The 21,631-nt window shown below is 46.3% G+C and carries 18 protein-coding genes; 2 read left to right on the forward strand and 16 right to left on the reverse strand.

Features of this window, described 5'->3' with window-relative positions:
• Window positions 1-71 precede the first annotated feature (71 nt).
• The 4 genes from OXH00_08155 to thiE form a co-directional block, all read right to left on the reverse strand.
• Window positions 72-791: a hypothetical protein gene (locus tag OXH00_08155; protein MCY3740979.1), complete on the reverse strand. Its 720-nt coding sequence runs from the start codon at window positions 789-791 to the stop codon at window positions 72-74.
• A gap of 155 nt (window positions 792-946) precedes the next feature.
• On the reverse strand, window positions 947-1,744 hold the full coding sequence (locus tag OXH00_08160; GenBank protein MCY3740980.1) for a methyltransferase domain-containing protein: 798 nt from the start codon (window positions 1,742-1,744) through the stop codon (window positions 947-949).
• A 1-nt stretch (window position 1,745) separates the two neighbouring features.
• Entirely contained in the window at window positions 1,746-3,200 is a 1,455-nt protein-coding gene (locus OXH00_08165; protein ID MCY3740981.1) for a DUF2851 family protein, read from the reverse strand.
• Between the two features lie 21 nt (window positions 3,201-3,221).
• Entirely contained in the window at window positions 3,222-3,851 is a 630-nt protein-coding gene (gene thiE / locus OXH00_08170) for a thiamine phosphate synthase (protein MCY3740982.1), read from the reverse strand.
• 77 nt (window positions 3,852-3,928) lie between these two features.
• On the opposite strand from thiE, the gene OXH00_08175 reads away from it, so the two are divergent.
• Entirely contained in the window at window positions 3,929-4,564 is a 636-nt protein-coding gene (locus OXH00_08175; GenBank protein MCY3740983.1) for an SGNH/GDSL hydrolase family protein, read from the forward strand.
• 25 nt (window positions 4,565-4,589) lie between these two features.
• On the opposite strand, the gene OXH00_08180 is transcribed toward OXH00_08175, so the two are convergent.
• Window positions 4,590-5,456 (reverse strand): tetratricopeptide repeat protein, encoded by an 867-nt coding sequence (locus OXH00_08180; GenBank protein MCY3740984.1) that lies wholly within the window; start codon window positions 5,454-5,456, stop codon window positions 4,590-4,592.
• A 250-nt stretch (window positions 5,457-5,706) separates the two neighbouring features.
• On the opposite strand from OXH00_08180, the gene OXH00_08185 reads away from it, so the two are divergent.
• Window positions 5,707-6,867, forward strand: a complete 1,161-nt coding sequence (locus OXH00_08185) for a transposase (GenBank protein MCY3740985.1) — start codon at window positions 5,707-5,709, stop codon at window positions 6,865-6,867.
• A 216-nt stretch (window positions 6,868-7,083) separates the two neighbouring features.
• Here OXH00_08185 and OXH00_08190 read toward each other — a convergent pair whose 3' ends face one another.
• The 11 genes from OXH00_08190 to prfA form a co-directional block, all read right to left on the reverse strand.
• Window positions 7,084-8,487 (reverse strand): ABC transporter permease subunit, encoded by a 1,404-nt coding sequence (locus tag OXH00_08190; protein ID MCY3740986.1) that lies wholly within the window; start codon window positions 8,485-8,487, stop codon window positions 7,084-7,086.
• A gap of 279 nt (window positions 8,488-8,766) precedes the next feature.
• Window positions 8,767-10,302, reverse strand: a complete 1,536-nt coding sequence (locus tag OXH00_08195) for an ABC transporter permease subunit (GenBank protein ID MCY3740987.1) — start codon at window positions 10,300-10,302, stop codon at window positions 8,767-8,769.
• Between the two features lie 120 nt (window positions 10,303-10,422).
• The gene (locus OXH00_08200; protein MCY3740988.1) at window positions 10,423-12,231 is read right to left on the reverse strand and encodes an ABC transporter ATP-binding protein; all 1,809 of its coding nucleotides are present in this window, start codon (window positions 12,229-12,231) and stop codon (window positions 10,423-10,425) included.
• A gap of 38 nt (window positions 12,232-12,269) precedes the next feature.
• Window positions 12,270-15,077 carry a sigma-70 family RNA polymerase sigma factor gene (locus OXH00_08205; protein MCY3740989.1) on the reverse strand — a complete coding sequence of 936 codons (2,808 nt, stop codon included), beginning with the start codon at window positions 15,075-15,077 and terminating at the stop codon, window positions 12,270-12,272.
• 347 nt (window positions 15,078-15,424) lie between these two features.
• Window positions 15,425-16,369, reverse strand: coding sequence for a tetratricopeptide repeat protein (locus OXH00_08210; GenBank protein MCY3740990.1), 945 nt, complete (start codon window positions 16,367-16,369; stop codon window positions 15,425-15,427).
• The gene (locus OXH00_08215; protein ID MCY3740991.1) at window positions 16,366-16,860 is read right to left on the reverse strand and encodes a CvpA family protein; all 495 of its coding nucleotides are present in this window, start codon (window positions 16,858-16,860) and stop codon (window positions 16,366-16,368) included. Before OXH00_08215 ends, OXH00_08210 begins: the two co-directional genes overlap by 4 nt.
• 38 nt (window positions 16,861-16,898) lie before the next feature.
• Entirely contained in the window at window positions 16,899-17,978 is a 1,080-nt protein-coding gene (locus tag OXH00_08220; protein MCY3740992.1) for a peptidase MA family metallohydrolase, read from the reverse strand.
• A gap of 27 nt (window positions 17,979-18,005) precedes the next feature.
• Window positions 18,006-18,662: an FHA domain-containing protein gene (locus tag OXH00_08225; GenBank protein MCY3740993.1), complete on the reverse strand. Its 657-nt coding sequence runs from the start codon at window positions 18,660-18,662 to the stop codon at window positions 18,006-18,008.
• A gap of 16 nt (window positions 18,663-18,678) precedes the next feature.
• The gene (locus OXH00_08230) at window positions 18,679-19,299 is read right to left on the reverse strand and encodes an RNA polymerase sigma factor (protein ID MCY3740994.1); all 621 of its coding nucleotides are present in this window, start codon (window positions 19,297-19,299) and stop codon (window positions 18,679-18,681) included.
• A 309-nt stretch (window positions 19,300-19,608) separates the two neighbouring features.
• Complete coding sequence (prmC, locus tag OXH00_08235) at window positions 19,609-20,487, reverse strand: peptide chain release factor N(5)-glutamine methyltransferase (protein ID MCY3740995.1); 879 nt, start codon at window positions 20,485-20,487, stop codon at window positions 19,609-19,611.
• 25 nt (window positions 20,488-20,512) lie between these two features.
• Window positions 20,513-21,580 (reverse strand): peptide chain release factor 1, encoded by a 1,068-nt coding sequence (prfA, locus tag OXH00_08240; GenBank protein MCY3740996.1) that lies wholly within the window; start codon window positions 21,578-21,580, stop codon window positions 20,513-20,515.
• Window positions 21,581-21,631 lie beyond the last annotated feature (51 nt).

A 21,631-nucleotide genomic window follows, 5' to 3' on the forward strand; every position in this document is an offset into this window, starting at 1 on the left:
GAGAGGCGCAATACATTGCGCTACTACGAACCGGCTTTTTGCTAATGAGAAGCCATTATTCAGAAATGGTATTACTTGGTGCGCTTGAGCTGTGCCCAGGTTGTTGTTAATTTGCCGATAGGTTGGACATCTGCCGGATCATCCATTACAAATTCATCGGGTTCTTTCTGATGATCAGAGAGTCGAAGTCCATCAACGACACAATTCGTTGGGAACCGTGGATCCGGTGGAGAAGCGTTATTAATTTCAAAGGTTTCTGCGAACACGGTGGGTCCCTTTTTGAAATCAGCCTCACCTTCAAGTCTACCATCTAAGTAGAGTTTTAAGCCGTCAGGTCCCCATGTCCCTGCCATGTGGTGATGCTCACCTTTTGTCCAGTTGAGTGGAGCACTATCAGCATTATGCCATGAACCCGCGCTTTTAATTCGCATTCGTGCTTTTCCACCGTTGTCAAACTGAACGAACACGGCATCGGTCCCGCGTTTGTAAGTCATGAACATGAAAAGTTCACCTGTAACCTCGTTGGCATCAAATCCCATCGTTACCCATAACTCAACGGTGCCTTCATCAAGATTAACGAAGCGGTCTTCCACGGGGAAGTGGATCACATCGCCAGCCTCTTTACTGACAAAACCGTTGCCAAATTTACCTGGCTCGAAGCTGCCACCATCAACGATGCCACCTTCTTTTTCGACTTCCGCTTTGCTCTCTAAGGCAGAAAAGAAGGTCTCCTCTGCGGTAGCAACAGAGACGCAAAGCAGCATAATCGTCAATAAACATAAGGTTTTCATAAAAGATTCTCCTATTTCTGTTAGATTGTGGAGGCGAACATTTTGTTCACTCCACAGACTATGAACCAAACGATTTAACGTGAACTAAATCTTGGATGTTGACAACACTACTTCTATTTCTTAGTGTGACGAATGAATGTTGTTTTTCGATTATTTCAATTAGGTTTTGTGCACAGGGCATATACATAGGGCGAAGTCAACTGCTGGTTTGGCACCTGAAGAGCTGTTAACAGGTTACCAACAACAATATCTGTCAGATTGACACATTTACAAAGTGCTTCGTGTCCCCATTTACCGATAACTGCTCGCCACGGCGAATAATCGACGACGCTCAATTTCAATGGACCGCCTGTGTACCCATATTCTGTAACGTGAAATCCTGTCTCTCGCAACACTGTAGCAAGTTCTATTGGCAGAATTACCTTGTGTGTCGCAAGGAGTTTCGGACTCGCGACGCGTGCTATTGGTGTATACATACCACGTAGATTCGGCGTTACCGTGAACATTGTTCCGCCGGGTTTGAGGAGGCTGTGCATCTCTTTCAAGATCGCGTGCGGTGTACTGAAATGCTCAATCAGTCCCATCGAATAGACAAAATCGAAAGTCGCACGATGTTCTTTGGCAAAGGCAAACACATCTTCACAAATAATAGTCCCTTCGGCACCGACGAGGCTGAGATTCCGTTGTGCGAGTTGACACCCCAGTTCAGAAAAATCAACGCCATAACAGTCGCTGTCATAGTTCTGGGCAAGATAGGGGAGCCACAGCGAATCGGCACATCCCAGTTCAAGCAGTGTCGGATGTTTAAAGTTTGCGAGTGCGTGGTGAAATAGTTTAGCAAGTTGACGGTTTGCCACGTACGCCCATCGTAGGTGGCGAACCTTGTACTGCTGCCCATCCCAAAGCCTTGTCCAATAGGATTCGTCTGTCAAGGGTTTAGCTTGTGAACCCATACTAATTTTCCTCCGGGAGAACTGCATCGTGTTCCAAGATTGGACAGAGGTCACAGAGCCAATCGGCACAATAGTTTTTGTACAAGCGGATGACCCCTTGCTCAATCTTGGCGGTCGGTTTTAAATGACGCATCTGCTGTGCCTCAGTGAAAATCTGTTCGTCAACTTTACGAATAATCTTGTTCCCTGTTGATTTGGAACCGACGCTGTAGAGTCGTAGCACCCCTTCCTGCAATTTCTGACTTCCGGCTTCGACTGCCCAGATATAGGCGACTGGTAAGATTTTATTGATAATAATGTCCACAGCCCGATTATTGCCAATGAGTCCTGCTTTGCGACTGTTAATCCCAAAGTTAGAATGTGTTTCCCAATAGCCCGTGGTTTCAAGTGTCAGCAGTGAGCGGAGTTCTTTTTCGATAGTTTTCAGTGCCTTTGGTGTATCGGCAGCAGCTGCTTTTTCACAGGTAGGCAGAAAGTACATCATCAAGCTGCCTTGACAGTGATGAATTAACTGGCTCATTGCCGCGATACGTCGAGTCGGGTGATTCAGGGGTCTGCCAGTAAAACTCCAACGTGCCTCAGTCATACGTGGCGGAAGTTCCGCGTATGCCGATGCACACCACAACTTTTCTAATGCGATGACGCTTGGATCGTCTGTCACTTCGGAGGATAGCGGTTTCTCCCGTTGTGATGGCAAAAGACCGGCAACGCCAAAGAGCGTCGCTTGGATTTCTAACTCAGATTTTTGATCGAAGTCGGCAAAAGGGACCTGCTGCGCTAACTCGCGTAACACCTTGCTATTGTGTTCATATCCGAGTGCCTCCATGATACCTTCATAGAGGAGTTGCTCGAAATCGAGGCGTGTTCTAAGTAGACGCATTGACTCCGTCTTTTCTAAAAATCGTTCGCGTCCGAGCGATTCAAAAACGCCTTTCAAGGTTTCTATATTCAGCTGCTTTCCCGTTATCCGACACAAACCGTCGGTTGTTGTGTCTTTGGCATCGTCGTACAGGTCGCCGGTATCTACAGCGACCCATTTCAGCAATTCTACGGTTGGGATCCGCTTTCCGTTCTGAAGCCGTGTGCGTAGGTTGAAATCGTCATTAAAAAGCACCGCATGCACAATAACGCGATTATATCTGGAATTGAGATGGTGTTTATGTGCGTACCACTCTGAAGATCGGACGTGAATTTCGACATCGCCGACATGAAGTTTGCCATCAATCTCAATTTCGGCGTGCATAAAATCGGGGCCTTCGTTATGGTTCCAGATGCCAGGCTTTAGCACGCGAATTGCCCGTCTATCAATTGCCTCCATATTGGTATCAAAGAAGTGTTTCTCACGCCACCATTTTTGAACACGTGCCTCGTCGATTCTGTCAAGGTCTGGTTTGTAAGTCTCGTCAATCTCTCTGAATTTTTTAGGGGCATGTTCGGTTTTAACCAGATCGTTCATATATGTTTCCATTTGTTTGATTTACTTTGCTTGCTGAATTTCACTCAGGAGTGCTTGTGTTGCAACATCCGGTTCGGGATGCGCACAAACAGCAGAAATCACAGCGATACCGTGTGCACCGGCTCGGATTACGTCACCCGCGGTCTGAACAGTAATACCGCCAATCGCTATAACTGGACACGCAGCGATGTCGCACATCCGGCGGAGTCGATCTAATCCCTTAGCCATTTCCGCGTCCGGTTTTGAAGTGGTACCATAGATAGGACCGAATCCAATGTAGTCGGCACCTTCCGAAATAGCTGCAAGTATTTTTTCCTCAGTTCGAGCGGATGCCCCGATGATGGCTTTCGTAGAGAGGATTTGTCTCCCGATAGAGACGGGCATGTCGTCTTGTCCGAAGTGTGCGCCTGTTGCCGCGACAGCGAGTGCGATATCTGCTCTATCGTTTACAATCAACGGCACATTGTGCTGCTTGCATACTGCCTGCATGCGTTGTACCATTGTTATCAGTTCTCGCGTCGTCCCCTGTTTCTGTCGAAATTGCACTGTGTCCGCACCGCCCGCGATTGCGAGTGCCGCGAGTTCCGCGTGTGTGAACCGGGATTGTAGCGTCGTATCCGTGATAACGTGAAGAACACCGATATTTTTCATGTTGGTTTGTTACGTGGGATGTGATAAATTATAGTCATCGATTCCTAATTTAGTATACCACATACAGGAGATGCTTTGTGAATAATTTATTGTTTCAATCTGGAGATAAGGTGCTTTTTATTGGTGATAGTATTACGGATTGCGGACGACGAAATGAACACGCGCCCTTCGGACACGGGTACGTCCGTAAAATAACAGAACTCATCACTGCAAAATACCCCGACCGTGACATCGCTTATGTTAACAAAGGCATCGGCGGGGATATCGTTGAAGGTTTGGAAGAGCGGTGGGACACCGATGTGATTACCGAAAAACCGAATTGGCTCTCGGTGAAAATTGGGATTAACAATGCCAGTCGGCAGTATGCAAACGATGTGTCCACGGGAGAATATTTACCGATTTGGGAGGCGTGCTATCGACGGATTCTCACGCGTGTGAAAACTGAATTAGACGCGCCTCTTTTTCTTTTTGAGATATTCTATATTGAGGAAGATGTTGACGAGCCGCGCCCGTTGGCTGTGGACGCTTACAACGAAAGTATACATACGCTCGCGGAAGAATTTGATGCGAGATTGATACCGACGAATGCCGCGTTCGATAAGGCAGTTGCTGCCCGTCCCGGTGCGCTTTGGACAACCCAAGATGGCGTTCATCCAAATCCAGAGGGTCATACCTTGATGGCATTGGAATTTCTAAAGCAGGCAGAATGGTAAATTGTCCTCGTATTCTCCAGTATTGCTAAGGCACGGACACTTCAGTCTGACGGTTCAACGTTTCGATTAGTGCCTGCTCGTGGTGTGCGTTATACTCGGTGGTAAATCGCCGCGCATCGGTTCGATTGCCCCAGTAAAATCGCCATCCAATTAGAGAGATGCCGACGCAATCAACATATCGGCGTTCACGTATAGCGTCCACTGCAAGATAGATGAACGTTCCGTTGAGTGCTGCCGCGAGGAGTCCCTCTCTGATTTTTCCAGCATAAAGCTGCCCGCTCCCCGGAACAACTGTCGAAAGCAAATCTGCCACCTGCGGTGATTTCGCCGGTAGTGGTGTCTTTTCGAGAAGTATGTCGGCTAATTCACGCGCCTTTTTTCCGCGGTGTTCACCCGTTTGAGATATACCTACTTGCCGTAATTCCGAGATCGCTTTGTTCCAATCGGTGGTGTGGATGTAGCACCAACCGCGTAGGTAGTGTGCTGCTTCTACAACTTCCGGATCACTCGTCGTGTGCAAGAGTTCAAAGAGGGTTCTCCGCGCCAGCGAGTACGCACCCGCATCAAAATGGAGCTGCCCAAGCATCAATTGACTCTGAAAACGCAATGGTGAATTCGGGTGGATGGCTGAAAACTTGCGAAACAACCCCTCGGCACGTGTCGCCTCGTTCTGGTAATAATAACTTTGCGCGATCCGATAATCCGCTATATCTCTGAATTCTGTATCGGGATCATAAAACTGCAGCCGTTTATACGCAAGTCGTGCCGCTCGGTAATCCCCCGATTCAAACAGTTGCTCTGCATAACGGTATTGCAGATCTGCTGTCTCAGCAAGGATACTTGTTGTAAAAGCCGTAATGGAGATTAATAGACAATATAGTGATTTAATCAAAATATGTTTCATAGGTCCAAGGTCGGAAGTTTAACCGTTATCAAACGTTTCCGAGTCTAAAACCCCCTTGCTTTAACTGGGGGATACAGACTCGCCCTTGTGAATTAGGCCAAAGCGTTTTTTGAAAAAAAACTTGACATTTTTTGTAAATTGTGGTTTAATATTCGGACATGGTGGCGGTGGACTTCGCCTCTCGCTTGAGAGTGCCACCGCCCTGATCGAAGTCGGTATCACCATGTAAAGGAATACCATGTATACCACAAACTACAAACTTTTTCGTGCACCACGCAATCGGAATCTGAAGCGAAAGACGTGGATCGCACACGATATTTGGAACTATTTTCTCGCATGGCAACGCACGCGCTATTCGCTTCGACTGCCGTATATGTCCTATCGTGAGATGTCTCGTGAGTTTACGATATTGCGTAAATCGCATCCCGAAGTGTTTGCACACTGGCGCGAGTTGGATTCTTGGGCTGCGCGCCAAATCCTTGAACGCCTTGATGAAGGTTACCAGCGGTTCTTTACGAAAAGCGCCAAACGTCCGCCAAGGTTCCGATCATTTCGTAAGCCTTACTCGTTCACGATGTGTCCCTCTGGATATAAGTTCGCAGCCCCTGTTGCTGGTGATAAAGGATGTGGTATCTACACCGACCGCGTGACGATCATGGGTAAAACCTATCGGTTTAATCTCAGCCGTCCTATCTTTGGGAACATCAAAACTGTCACGATCAAAGAAGATTCGCTTGGCGATTTCTATATGTCAGTTGTTACAGATCACGTCGAATCCCATCTCAAGCCAATGACGGGTAATGCTGCAGGGTTTGATATGGGCGTGAAAATGATGTTGACCTGTTCTAATGGCAAACGATACCCATCGTCTCACTTTTACACCGAGTCGATTGATAACGTCCGAACCGCGAATCGCGACCTTTCGAGAAAAAAGCGTGGAAGTAACAACAGAGAACGTGCGCGCCAACATCATGCGCGTATGCACCGCAAGGTTGCGAGACAACGCGAAGATCAGCATTGGAAACTCGCCCTTGAACTTGTGCGTCGTTTTGATGTGTTGTTCTTTGAGACCCTTAACCTTGAAGGCATGAAACGCCTCTGGGGTCGGAAAGTCTCTGATATAGGCTTCTACGCATTTCTCCAGAAAGTCAAGTGGCAAGCCAAGAAACGTGGCAAGCGGGTAGAGACCATCGGCCGTTGGGAATCGACAACGTCTGTTTGCCATCAATGCGGACAAAAGCATTTGTTCATAGACTTGTCTGTTCGGGATTGGTATTGCCAAAGTTGTAAAATCCATCATGACCGCGATGTGAACGCGGCGATAAACATTCTCAAGGTTGGGGCATCAACCTTTGGAGTAGAGGACGTTAGACTTGCGATCGCAAGCAGCCCTTGTTGATCCCAGAATCCGCCCCGCACAGGAGGACTTCAAGAATCCCCTGCTTTAGCGGGGGAGTATGTCAAGATTTAGAGATTTAAATCAGTTATAGAGTAATGGCGATCAGTTTTTACTTGAAAAACCTGTGTTAAAACTTTTAGAATCCATTGGGTAGCAATTTGGGTTAAAAATACTATATAGGAAATCCCATGGATTTACAAGTGGTAACTTGGGTTATTATATTTCGACGCGGACGAACACCATGTATGCTCCTGACAATAGAACAACAAAAAACAGAGCCAACAAGAGTAAATCTATAGCCGCAGCATTGAAATCACGACTCAGACTGAGTGTATCTTCAAACTTTGGGATAGCCTCCGGGCTAACAGACTCCTGGGACATTCCCTCACGAACCCCAATGATATGAAGACTATTGGGATCTGCTCTATCCATATCCGTGACAAATTCTCTGTATTCGCGAGCGTAACGCTGCGCGTTCTCCACAAATTGTTGATGCCGTTCAAACCCTGTGCCAGCAAAAACCTCAAGAAGGTACTGCACAATCGCCACCGGTGAGATGCGGGTGACGGAACGTCCGAGTTGGATTTGGGCGTGCTGTTGGTGTAAAAATTCTTGGCTCAAACGTTCCCGCGCTGCTGCGTCTTTAAGGACATATTCACCCGCTAACGCTATTCTTTTCGCTGGACGCTCACGCGCCTCTTGCAAACGAGTATCGTATTCATCCCTGAGTTCAATATTAAGTTGTTGTCGACGTTCATGGAATTCATCATAAGTCATCGGTGTTGAAAATCCGCTTGCAATGGAGGCGAGTGTACTCGGCATAAAAGCGACAAAAGTAACCCATGTCAACAGAAGTATTACAAGACTCGCTGCACTCTGCCGCACACGCGACGACACTAACAATCCTAATGCAAGAAACAGGCACATATACAGGAGTGCAATAAAAAAAACAATGCCTAAACGGCTCCACGCCTCAGTGCCAAGTTGGACATCGCTGGACGTGGAGATCACTAATAGGTTCATCAACAGGGCGAGTGTAAACGGGACGCTGATACTTACCAATGCACCTAAAAATTTGCCAATCAACACAGTATGGCGCGGTATTGAGTTCGCCAACATCAAACGTAGTGTGCCGTGCTCGCGTTCGCCGGAAATCGAGTCAAAGGTGAATAGGATCGCTATGAGGCTCAAGACGTACCCGATCACAAATTCCCAGTCTACTATGATAGTGTCCGGTCGAATATTTCTTGAATTGTGGGTCGCCGGACGATAATACAATTGCCAGAAACCTCTTAAGTCATCGGTAGACCAGGCATAGAATCCACCGTTGACCTGATCTGACAAAAAGGGATCACCGCCATCTGCACAGAAATGGAGAGATGACGGTTTTTTGTAAAGATATCCGGGTCCCCGTTGCGCAATGTCATACAAATTCGTCCGAGATTTTAAGCGATTCTGCGATTCTGTGACGGCATCGTGATATTTCTGCATCCGTACAGGGTGTTCTCGGAGATGGATAACCGCATTAGCCAACATTAAACCCAAAAGCAACACGGTTGCAAGTGCAAACCGGAGGCTATTGAGATTATCATAGAGTTCACGTTTTGTAATATGCCACATTGGTTATCAGTTATCAGTTATCAGTTCGGTTTTTCTGCGAAAAACCTTTCAGTTTTAACAGTTGTCAGTGGTCAGTACGATTTTTCTGCGAAAAATCTGTCAGTTGTCAGAAAGAATAGCCGTCAGCAATCAGCAATAGGCAGTCAGTTTTAAGAGTTATCAGTCTGACTTATAGTGAGAAAAAGAGGCTTTCGGATTATCAAAAACCTCTTATAACTGACAACTGACAACTGATAACTGATAACTGATAACTATTCCCTCTGATAACTGACAACTACCCTATACTTCACTTCTTTGGAAAACCAGAAATATTATGATAAAAAGAAAAAGGTTCATCACTATCAGCAGGAGTAAATCTGGCAATGCCCGCGCTGCATTTATTCTGACATCGCTTTTCTGAAAAGAAAACTGAGGCAAACTATCCCAGTCCACCGCGCCCTTATCGGCAGAAAACCATTGTTGAGACGCGAAAGCATTCTTATCGTAGTAATAATCGATCAGGGTCCGTCGGTACCTTCGGGCCGCTTGAAAAAAATCTCTGAGTCCGTGCAGATCTGTTCCTGCCCACGCTTGCGTCGCAGCATCGTACATCCCGACTGGCGAGCACCTCAAAAGGATGCGGTCAATTATTGCTGGCTGAACAAAGATAGTTTCGAGTGCCTGTTTTCGGACAAGCCACGCCCGTTCTGCAGTGTTGATAGTTTTCGGTCCGAGGTAGCGGTAGTAGTTCTGCGCATGTGGCACCTGAGGTTTGGATGCTTCAGTAAGTTTCCCGATGTTTGAACCAGCGAGGTAGAAATACTCAAGTGTTGATGGCCTGTTATAAAAGTATGCGTAGTTGAAACCGGATCCGCCTGTTATCCCAAAATGTGGGCCTTCTCCTACCATGCCAAAATGTGGGTCTTCTCCTGGAACAGCATCGTTTGCCAAGAAATGTTTGCGCTCTCTGTCGAATTCATCCCAGATCTGTTTAATTTCGTCGTAAGTGGAAACCATACGTTCTTGAGAGGTCTGAGGAGGCGCAATCGCGGCGAGGATCACATTTGGGTACACCAACACCCAAAACCCCCAAATAAACATAGCAAGCATTAACGCTGTGCCGGTTCTGCGGGTTACTGCTGAAATTAGCATACCGATGAAATAGAATAGCGACAGGTAGACAATTGAGCTCAAGATAATCCCGCCGATGCGGAGGAAATCGCCGATGCTCAGAGAAATAGCAGTTGATGTTGTCAGCAAAATCGCCGCAAGGAGCAGACTTATCAGCAGTGGAACAAGCAAGCAGCTCATTGCACTGATGTATTTCGCAAGCAGAATATGCCCGCGGCGGACTGGATGTGTTAGCACCAGACGCAATGTACCGCGCTCGCGTTCCCCCGCAATGGCATCGTAGGCGAAAATCAGTGCGATTAGGCTCAGGACGACCTCAAAGATAAAAACAATATCAATCGCAGAGAAGAGGTTGAGAAGTGGATTCGTCGTCCCTTGCATCCGTGCATCCCACAACGTCGGCACAAAAGCGTAAGATATCCAAATTTCGTTCCCCAGCCGTTTATCCAACCCAACGTTGAAGATACTCAGCGGATTTGGCGGGCGAGCAACGTCCAAGGCTCCTGACGAATAGGTTTTCCGTTCCTGCAATTGCTGACGTTCTGTTTTGAGAGCAGTGTTGTAAGCTGCCAAGCGTCGCTCGTAATCTTTAATCAGCACAGCGGAATTCGCAACGACGAGGAGTAACATAATGAAGACTGCTGCCGCAAATCGAAATGTCATTAGATTGTCAAGGAGTTCTCGACGAATGAGTGTGATTATCATTTTTATTTTTCACCTGTCCGATAAAATGCGCGATGCGCGCTTTAGCTTCCATATTTCGGATAACACACAGTTAATCGTTCTATTTCTGGCTCCGCGCTCCTCCTAAAATCCACCATAGATTCACTCCCAGGTAGCCTCCTGCATCAAACTGGCTTGAAGATTGAAGAGTTGCGCGTAAAGTCCGTCAGATTTCATTAACTGCTCATGCTTACCTTGCTCTGTTATCTTGCCATTGTCTAATACAATAATCCAATCGGCGTTGATGGTTGCGGCTAATCGGTGCGTAACGAAAAGTGTTGTCACACCGGACATCATTCCTTTTAGCTTCATGAATAATTCATACTCTGCTCTCGGATCAAGCGCAGCCGAGGGTTCGTCGAGCATGAAGAAACTTCCGTGCTTTGCCAGTGCTCTGGCGAGCCCAACTTTTTTCCATTGTCCGCCGGAAAGCTCGGTACCCCCAAACTCTTTTGACAAAATCTCAGTAAGTGTATTCGCATCAATTTCTGCTGATGGCGCGTAACCCGCCTCGTCCAAAACTCGCACGACATCCCTATCAGGGCCTTGACCGAGTAGCACATTCTCAGCAAGCGTCAAGGCATACTGGCTCGAATCTTGAAATAAGACTTTCGTATGTTTGAACCATTCTGAAGTGTTCGCAGGAGAAAGGGTCACCCCATTAACGAGGATTTGCCCTTCCGTTGGTGGATATAATCCGACTGCCATCTTCGCGATTGTGCTTTTACCCGCAGCATTCTCGCCAACAAGTGCTGTCATCTTGCCGGGCTGCAACTCTATGTTGATATCTTTCACAGCGAACACATCCGATCCTGGATACTTAAATGAAACCCCTTGAAAAGTAATCGTCGGTAGTTTTCCATTCTTCAGAAGATCGGGCATTTGTGAGACACTGCTTTCGCTTTCTACCACTGGAACTTCCATTTTCAGAACCCTTCGGATGCTCAATATATACAATCCATGCTCGAACAGCGAAGAAACCCCAACAAAAACCTGATACGCAGCGCCCTGCGTGCTATTAACAGCCTGAATGTACATGGCTATTTTACCAACGGTCACGGTTCCAGTTTCAATCGATTGCAAAGTCATGAACAGCACAAGCACAAAACCTGCTGCCATACACAACCCGCCTACAATTTGATAAACCATTCGCTTACGGCTTTGACGATGCTCCTCGGTGAACCAAGTTCTAAAAACTTCACTGTATTTTTCAAAAAGCCAATTCATCGCATTCCAAATACGGAGTTCTCTGCAGGTTGTTCTACCCGACCAAATCCCTGATAAAAACCCCATCTTTCTTCGGAGAATTGACAATCTCTCGGTCAGTTCCCAACTCTGTTTGATAATGTGTTGATCCAAAAGGATATATGGGAGCATAATCGCAACGACGGCTACCGCTAACCAAGGGCTTAACTGACTCAGTAGCACGAACATCGACCCAAACATGACTAAATTGCTGCCTAAGCCAATAGTCGCCATAAAGATTTGTGGGATCCGGTCTTTTGTGCCGTTAGCCATCTCCAAATTATTATAGATCTCCTTCGATTCAAGCGAAATATAGGGCAGTTTTGAGGTTTTTTCCATCAGATCCATCGTAATATCATTCAGGAGATGGTTCGACAGGACACCGCCAATCCAAGCCTGAACGGGTGTAATAATCCGCTGCACCGCAAAGAGACCCCCTTGGAGCGCAAACACAAGACCAACCTCTCTAAGTGTTGCTGTTCCTTGAACATAGTCAACCGACCGGTCAACAACTTTACTGAAAATGTAGAGGGTCGCAACCGGTTCAAGGCTTGAAATCAAAGCCGCGAAGATCATAGATATCGCCAAGAAAAAATGTCTGCGCAACACGATCCCTAATACCCAGAAAATCGCTATGAGTCGCTGGAAGATATTGGTACTTTCCATGAGCACGTTCCTTCTCTTTAGATCGGAGTGCCAGTTCTTTAATTCAGATGTTTTTCAAACCAGTCTATAATACGTTCCCAGCAATCAGCGCGGTGTTCAGGTCGCCAATGCCTCACGAGATGCCCTTCACCACGATACCACGCAAAAGTCGCTTTCTTTTTTAGTCTGCGTAATCCGGAGAAAAGCTCCCCAGATTGCGTGTAATCAAAACCATCATACCCTTCACCACAATAGACCAGAACGGGGGTTTCCACCTTATCTAAGTGAAATAGTGGTGAATTATCAATATATCGTTGGCGTTTTTCCCAGAGCGACCCCCCTATATCCATCTGATTCTTGCCTTCCACCCAATTAATACCACGACTTCTTCCCCGCTTCGTAAGATTCCCGTAGATTCTGGTCAAATTATAAAAACCGCCACCGCAAACTGCGGCTTTGAAACGGTTGGTTTGTGTAATCAATCCCGCAGTGAAGTATCCACCGGAACCGTATCCTGTTATTCCCAAACGATCCGCATCGGCGATACCCATTTCAATGACTTTGTCTACTGCTGGTAACACGTATCCGGGCAATTCTTTCGGCGATTTGCTAGATCTTGACGGCACATCGACACCAAGCACAGCAAAACCACGTGCAGCAAGGAGTTGAAAGTTCATGATATATTTATCGAACCCAAAACTATAAATATGCATTGATAGGTGACTGCCCGGATAGACCCACGTAACTAAAGGATACTGTTTGCCTTCCTCATAGTTGGTGGGTAGCATCAAAACACCCCGTAAACATTCACCTTCCTCTGTTTCTGATTCAACGAAACGGGTGTTACCAAATTTTAAGTCACGCAAATGTGGATTGAGATCCGTCACCTGCTGTCGTTCTTCAGCGTCGGCATCAAACATCCAGACTTCCTCTGGATGTGTCGCATCTTGCGCTCTGTAGACAATCTGTGTGTCGTTACTGACAACCTTTAAATCGTATTCGTCTGCTATATGACGGGTTATGCTAATTGGTTCTTCAAACAAGCAAGTCGCATGTGCCTCCGCAGTATTTATCAAATGGAAGCCATCTTTCTTTGTTTCTGGGTCATGTGTCTGGACACAGATAGACTTTGCATCGTTTGACTGCCAGATGATGTCGGTATTCACTTTCGCGACCATACCCATGATGTGTTTCTTCAATTCTTCTGTTAGTTTTCGGGCATCGCTGCCGTCTGCTGCGAATTCCCAAATATTTCCGTCGATGCCGCAGAAAAACGAGTCTCCTGATGGTCGCCATAACGGACGTGCGTAAAATCGCAGTTTCTCTGTAAGGTCTGCCGTCAGGTTCTTCTGTTTACCATCTTGAACTGAAACAACGAACAAACCCTCCGGTTGTGCATATATGAGGTGTTTACTGTCTGGTGACCAACTTACGAATAGTGCGCTTTCCCTGATATTTGTAGCCAAACTTCGGATTGGCGTTCCGTCTAAAGGGACTAATAACAATTCAAACAGGATTTCTTGAGATGTTAACGCCTCTTCTCGTATTACATTGAGCACAGCAACTGCAGTATTATCCGGAGAGAGTGTAATGTTTCTCGTAAACAACCCTTGTGTGAGAACTTGCACATCACCTGTGTTAACGTTGAAAACACCTAAATCCCCTTTGACCCACACGAATTGGTCTAATTCTTCATCTAAAGAAGACGCTTCATCCGTATCAGTGTGCCAAACGTTTATCGATTGTGGAATCGTTTTAGCTGAGATAATTGTGGAAAGGTCCATATCTTCGGGACGTAACTTTGTGATGATATGTTTTCCATCTGAAGTCCACTGCGGTACTTCAAGACCGTGTGTTGCAGTAATCGGTTTTTCGCTCACTTGGCGTAGTTTATTTTTTCCCCTATCCCAAATCCAAAGATGCGGTGCCCCTATTCGGTCAGAACAGAACGCTAAGAGGTTTCCATCTGGAGACCAACGAGGTGCCCAGTCAACCCCTTCATCTGCTCCGAGTTTATGCGTTTCCTTCGTTTTGATGTTGGTAACCCATACCTCCTGACTATGATTTTCTATCAATGCGCCTGTTAGTTGATGCACTGAAAATTCATCGGTCTGTTGTTCAAACGATGCTATTCGGTCGGGGTCTACTACTACATAGGCAAGCCACTCTCCATCTGAGGAAAGTTGCATTTGGGAACGGTCTGATAAAGACTTAATTTTGAGTATTGCCGAACTCATTCTATCTGCCATACTAATTTCTCCTTGTAACGGAAGTAGAGCACTGTCTCCCTTTCTAATAGAACTATCTATTGTCTCTTGAATCGATGGATCGTATTGTCTTAACCTTTGTCGCGCGCGTTGAAGTCGGCTCTTAATCGTATTTTGGGATACGCCTAAATAGTTACTTATCTCAGCAGATGTCATCTCTTGAAAATAATGGAGTCTGATAAGTTGGCGATCACTTTCCTTTAGTTTTGAAAGCAGCTCTTGGACCAATTCGCGTTGTGCTTCAACGGCGTCCCTCTCATTTTCCAAAGCCACATACAGTGAATATGTATCTGTCTCTGTATTTATTGTGTAGTTCTCACGTAACAATTTAGACCTTGATTGATTTTTTCGGAACCACGCTATACAGAGATAATTAGCAATCGCAAGAAGCCATGTTGAAAACTTCGCCGAGTCTCGCAGCTTTTCCAAATTTCGATACGCTTCAAAGAATGTTTCCTGTGTAATGTCTTCAGCAATGTGGAAATCTCCAGTTTGCCGATACGCATAAGCGTGAACCTGCTTCTGGTATTTACTCACCAAACTCGCAAAGGCATCTTCATCACCCGCAAGTGTAAATTGAATCAACACAACATCGTCCATTTTCATATCTCCAGAAAGGTTTTATTCGTTAGAATTATAGCAAAATTTGTGAAAAGTGCATACACATTACCTTGTATGCACTGACCGAATACTTGACGCACATCGACGTTGACTTACTGTATTGTAAGCGCGTTGTCAATTGTCTTCAGATAATTGTTGGTTTTAATAACTGGATAATACGTTTCAGGGTAGGCGTGCTTAAAGGTACGCAGGAATGTCTGAGTGATTATTTCACTTTTCGCTATATAGTCGCGAATGAGTTGAAAAAAGGTGCATAATTTTACTCGAATGCCATTCTATAAGGCACCGAACGATATTTTGCGTTTAATAGACCCACAATTAACATCTTAAAACTTTGATTTCCATAACACCAATTTCACTTCATCTGTCGGCGGTGGTATTGCCCCGAATAGGCCAGAATCTCGAATTTCCTGTTGGAGTTTATTACGAAACAGTCTTTCATGCTGTAGGTTAAAGGTTCGGGCAGTCTGGATTCCCTGATAAATGCTATTCCCGTAGAAAAACGCACCCAGTATTCCAACAGGTACAGCGACTTCGTAACGTCCTTGGTCAGCGTAATAGAAACTCGCGCCTCCCAACACTGCGACGCTAACAAAAGCGTAGAGCCCATCAACAGTTCGTCCTGTATAAATTTGTCCACTGCCCGGTACCAACGCTGAAAGCACGCCTGCAACCGTCGGAGAACGGCGCGGCAAATTCTCGGCATCTTTTACCTGTCGCGCTAATCTATTGCTAACCCCAGCGAAAGGACTTTCTGGATACGTTAAAGAGACATCGTTCCACACTTGACGCGCTTGTATCCATTCTCTTTTATCTATGTGTACCATTCCAATTGTAAAATGTGCGCGTGGTGCCAAGTCGCTCTCTGCATGTTCCGCAAGAAATTGTTTTAGCGATGAAAGTCCGTGCTCACTATCGTCTAACAGGATGTGGCATTGTGCAATATTGTTCTTACAGCGCGCAACAAGACGGCTTTCCGGATAGGTGTCAATCAGAAATTGGTAGGCGGGAATTGCTTTTTTCAATTTGCCTGCGTTCTGGTAGGATGCGGCAACGCGAAAGGCAATAAAATCGCTTTGAGTGGTATCGGGATGTAGAAAGAGGAGTCGTTTATATTCGTGAGCAGCGTTGAGATAGTCGCCTTCTTGGAAGAGTGAGTCTGCGAAGGCGGATTCTGCAGCCGTAGACAGCGGAACCGTGCTAAAAAAAATAAAATATAGGGTGCAGCTTACAAGGACATATTGCACTGGGGTAGGGGAGAAAGTTTTCATTCGGTGTCGAATTGTCTTTGTACATGCTCTTTGCTGACTGCCCAAACGTTATTGCCAATATCTATGAGTTGTGGGGCAAAACGTGAGTCTGAAATCTCGTTTTTGAAGCCGTTACCGCCATAGGTGTTTAGTAGGATGAGTGCGCAAGCGATAACAAGCCCACCTGAAGCGATACCGAAGCAGAATCCTAATAGGCGGTTTGCCCAACCCAAGACCCCTTTTTCGAGGATACGCTGGATACGCTCAAAGAGCGAGTCAACGAGAATAGAGACGACAATTACAATAGCAACAATGCTCAGCCATTTCGTCCAAGCGGGGTTTGCTATGAGTTTCTGAAGGAATGCCGCGAGTTGATGCCAAAATTGGCATGCCACGAAAAACCCCGCGCCAATTACAAATACACCCCAAACACTTCGGGTGAAGCCCGCACGGCAACAACTTATGCCTGCGAGTCCAACAAGGATGAGGATACCGATATCAAGTTTCGTCATTGTTGGTATTTTTGTATGAGAAGTTTGCGATCCACGCGCTAAGCGGTGCCTACGAAGGGAATTTCCTTCAGAGTTAGACCGAAAGTCTGTTCAAGTGCTGTCTCTGTAGGAATATCGTTACCCAATTGGTGAAGCAGCACGCGAATTTGCGGGAGACCGAATTGCTGAATAAGATATTCAACGATTGCTGTGGATTGGATGTATGCTAATTTCCGATATTTCGCAGGAAGTTGGCTAAACGGTTCGCTGAGTGCAGTAAAGGGGAGCAATCGCTTTGTTTCAACGGCTTGTTGCAAATTGAGCCGTTCGGACTGGAACATAGGACGTGCAACACTTTGTGCCAATCCTTCATCGAGCCATATAGGACACTGTCGGTTCGTTAGATGATGGACCAATAGATGAGTCCATTCATGCCGAAGCAGCGCATATAAAATGCCCAAAACCGGTTCACTAACTGCGCAGTATACCAGTTGGATACTACCATTGTAGCAGCCACTTGCCCAGTTCGGCAGCAAACGTTGCGATAGTTCGGTCCCGTTTGTATTTGTAACTGAGATAGGTACGGCGGATAGGGGATAGTACCCGAACATTTCGCCGAGTTCCCGATAAGTTCGATGAATCAGTCGACAAATATTCCACACTGTCTGTGAGTGCATCGCGGAATGGCAGGTCAGCGTGAAAAATTCGGCATTCATAGCGTATTTGGGCGGGACTGTAGCGTTCAGCTGCAGCTGTTCAAGGAATCCTTGAGGTGGTGGTTCTTGCAAATCATCCAAACAGACCAACGCGTCATAACAGGCTTTCTCATCAAGGATGCGTGCTTTACGTCTAAGGGCTGTCGGTGAATCTGGACACAACTGAAGTGCAATATCAAGGCATGCCAATGCTGTATCCCATTCTCCAACCATCTCGTATGCTTTCGCAAGATCGGCATAGATATAGTGATGCTGGGCTGCACCCAATTTCAAGCCGGCGAGGTAGTGTTGGATGGCTTCAACATAGCAAGCTTGTCCGTAACTAACCGTTGCTTGTCGGAAATGTGACAATGCTAATGAATTGGTATGCCTTAGATGCACTACTTCCATAAGGAGCAGGGGCATTAAATGTTCTGCTTTCAATGCACACCTGATCCTTCTCCCATATAGTTATGAACGTTCAATGTCAACGACTTTGAAGCTAATTTTTCCACACTTCAGGGTAGAACCATGTTGAACGGGGGTAGACGTTTCGACACGTTCGTTATCAACGTAAGTCGCGTTAGAACTGCCTAAGTCTGTGACGTATACCTCGTCATCCTTCTGCTCAAACCGGACGTGCAAACGGGAAAGTGTCCGGATAGCATCGTAACGTTTCAACATTTCTGGGGATGCGGATGATTGTTCGGTGTCCCACTGTTGCAGTGCGTCCGCGTTCGGTAGAGAAGCGTCTACCTGCATAATTTCAGTGGTTTCGTTACCCATACCTTGTGGACTATAACCGAATTGCGGCTGCATCCCGTCAGTGGAGACGTTGGTCTCCGGTGCCTCGCCCCGAATTTCTGCCATGACTCGTTCGCCGACGCGTTGTTGGCTGCCCGGCGGTAACATGACGTTCTCTCTTTCCTCAAAGCGATAGTGTGTAAAATCGATTAATTGTTTCAACGGCTGAAGTTCCGGGAAGCTGTTAATTTCCTTCAAAAGACCTTTCTGCTTACGAGATAGCTTTTCGTTTTTCAGCCAACGCGTATAAGCTTCCAGCATCTCTGCCTTCTTAAGGTCGTCTGCTGATATCCCAGCCTTCCGCCATTTCTTCCAGAAGCGCATTAGTGAGTCCTCCAAATTAATAAATCCACTGGATGCCTTTAGCAACCAGAATTTTCCGCAATTCTTCTGTACACCGAAAGATCCAGATCTTCACGGTTCCTTCTTTTCGGTTAAGAATGCGGGCAATCTCTGCAATACTGTACCCTTCTAAGTGCCGCAACATCCACGCGATCCGATGGTTGGATTTAGTGACCTGTTCAAGGGCACTCTCCAAAATCTGTTGTGCTTCTACGGCTTCTAATTCTTGTTCGGGGCCTGAGTAGGGATCCTCATATTTACTCAGCGGCTGTTCATCTTCGTCAGGTGAACCGCTGAGCGGATGTTCCCGAATCCGGTTCCGTTTTCGTATTGCATCGATAATAGTGTTTCGAGCCACCATATTTAACCATGCTTGAAAACTACCTTTTTCTGGGTCCCATTTGTTTTTGTTTAGCTTCTGCCAAACCTTAATGAATACATCCGAGGCAACCTCTTCTGTATCCTGGTAATTTCCAAGCATTCGGTAGGCTTTATTATAAACCCATTTATAATGCTTGTCGAACAATTGCCTAAACGCGGCATCATTGCCTGCTTTCGCTTGCGTTGCGAGATAGGTGTCTTCGACAGCAGATAAATCATTAGGTGTTTGGCGCGCCATTATAATCTGCTCCTTCGCCTATAAATATCCTTCATATAGCAGGCTACACGATATAACGTTAACATAGCCTATCGCGTTTCAAAAAAGACGAAAAAAGTGGCACGCCTTGGAAAACTAATGCGCTACCAACATTTCTTGCAATTATTGTAACAAATTGTCGCAAAATATGTCAAGAAAAATAATCTTTTTCAGAATTTCTGGGGTGCCTGTAGGTTGTGCAGGCAGTGGTATAACAGCGGATATTGTCAATCTTTAAATTGAACTCGCTATGCAAGGATCTTACTTACGCGAGAAAATCTTGGTGCGTGCTTAGTGGACACTTGCAAGAACAATCCGTTCTTTCTCCGCATAGTCCTTGAGTAGTTTGTATGTACAGTAGGCGGGTTCAGCATCGATAAGTGGTCGAACGGTATCAGCTTGTGTATCACCGATTTCAAAGAGGAGTTTTCCGTGTGAGGCGAGGTATTCAGGGGCTTCAGCAATTAATCGACGGATCACGGCGAGTCCATCGTCACCAGCAAAAAGGGCGATCTCTGGTTCATAATCGCGGACATCCGGACTCAAGGTATCCCATTCTGTCTTTTTGACATACGGCGGATTGCAAACTATCCAATCGAATCGAATTTCTCCAGTCGGGTCTGTCGCTTTTATGGGTTCAAATAGATCACCGGACAGAAATTTGATTTGTCCCGTGCAGGCGTGTGTTTCAGCGTTTTTCTGCGCAACTGCCAGGGCAGGTTCAGAGATGTCTGTAGCAATAATATCCCATTCCGGTTGGTGCACTGCGAGACTCGTAGCGATAATCCCACTCCCTGTACCGAGTTCCAGTAAACTTTCAGAATTCCCTCTTTTTTCTCTGAGAATCGTTTCGACGAGCTGCTCTGTCTCTGGTCTCGGAATGAGAACCCGCTCATCTACGTAGAAGTCTAACGCCATGAACTCTTTTCGATTTGTTAAGTAACTAACAGGTGTGCGCTCAATGCGCTTTTTTATGAGTTCACGGTACGGCGTGAGATGTTCTTGGAAGACAGGCATTTCAAAGTGCAGATAGAGCTGCAGGCGACTTTTCTCGAGTAAGTGTCCAAGCAATACCTCTGCGTCTAACCTCGGATTTGGGATACCGTGCTGTTCAAAATACCGCGTCGTCCAATCGAGTAAATCTACCACACGCCACATTTTATTAGACATAGTCTGTGTCCCTTAGTCGACGTGCTTAAGTCTCTTTCAACTTTTCTGCTTGATCGGCAGTTGTCAGCTGCTCGATGAAAACTGCTAAATCACCATCGACAACGGCATCAAGTTGGTAGGAACTAAATTGGATACGGTGATCAGTTACACGAGATTGTGGGAAGTTATAAGTGCGAATTTTCTCGCTTCTGTCGCCACTTCCAACCATGGAGCGTCGCGTTTCGGCTCTCTCGCTGTTAAGCTCAGCTTGTTTCTGCTCTTGGAGGCGTGCTCGGAGAATTTTCATCGCCTTGGAACGGTTCTTATGCTGGGATTTCTCGTCTTGGCAGGTTACGACGAGTCCCGTTGGAATGTGCGTGATTCGGATAGCGGAGTCAGTTGTGTTAACGCTTTGCCCACCGGGCCCCGAGGAGCGGTAGGTGTCGATTCGCAATTCAGCCGCTTCATCGATTGCTAAATCGAGTTCTTCGGCTTCGGGAAGTACTGCTACCGTTGCGGCAGAAGTGTGAATACGTCCGCTCGTCTCTGTCGTGGGAATTCGTTGGACCCGATGTATACCGCCTTCATATTTCAAGTGACTATAGGCACGCGTCCCTTCAATTGAGAAAATAACTTCTTTAAAGCCTTTTAATCCCGTTGGGTTTGCGCTGAGGAGTTCAACTTTCCAATTCTGCCGTTCCGCGTAGCGGGTATACATCCGAAACAGTTCAGCTGCAAAGAGACTGGCTTCTTCACCACCAGTGCCTGCCCGAATTTCGATGATGACATTTTTTTCATCGTTCGGATCTTTCGGGATCAGGAGTAATTTGAGTTCTTCAGTCAATGCGTCTTTTTTCGCAGTAAGGCTATCCAATTCCTCCTGTGCCAATCCAATCATGTCAGCATCGGTTTCTGATGCTATCAGGAGGCGCGTCTCCTCAAGCGCGGATTCTAACTGCTGGTATTCCTGATAGGTTGACACAATTGGGGTGAGTTCCGCGTGGGTTTTGGATAGCTCCATCAATCGTTGCTGATTTGAAATTTGCGCTGGATCTCCAAGTGCCTTTTCAACTTCAGCATATTTAGTTTCGATGTCCTTAAGTTTTTCAAACATTTTGGTACCACTTGCAAGTTAGCACTTACTGTTAGCCCTTAAAAGTACGGG

The organism is Candidatus Poribacteria bacterium, from assembly GCA_026706025.1.
Taxonomy (GTDB): Bacteria; Poribacteria; WGA-4E; order WGA-4E; family WGA-3G; genus WGA-3G.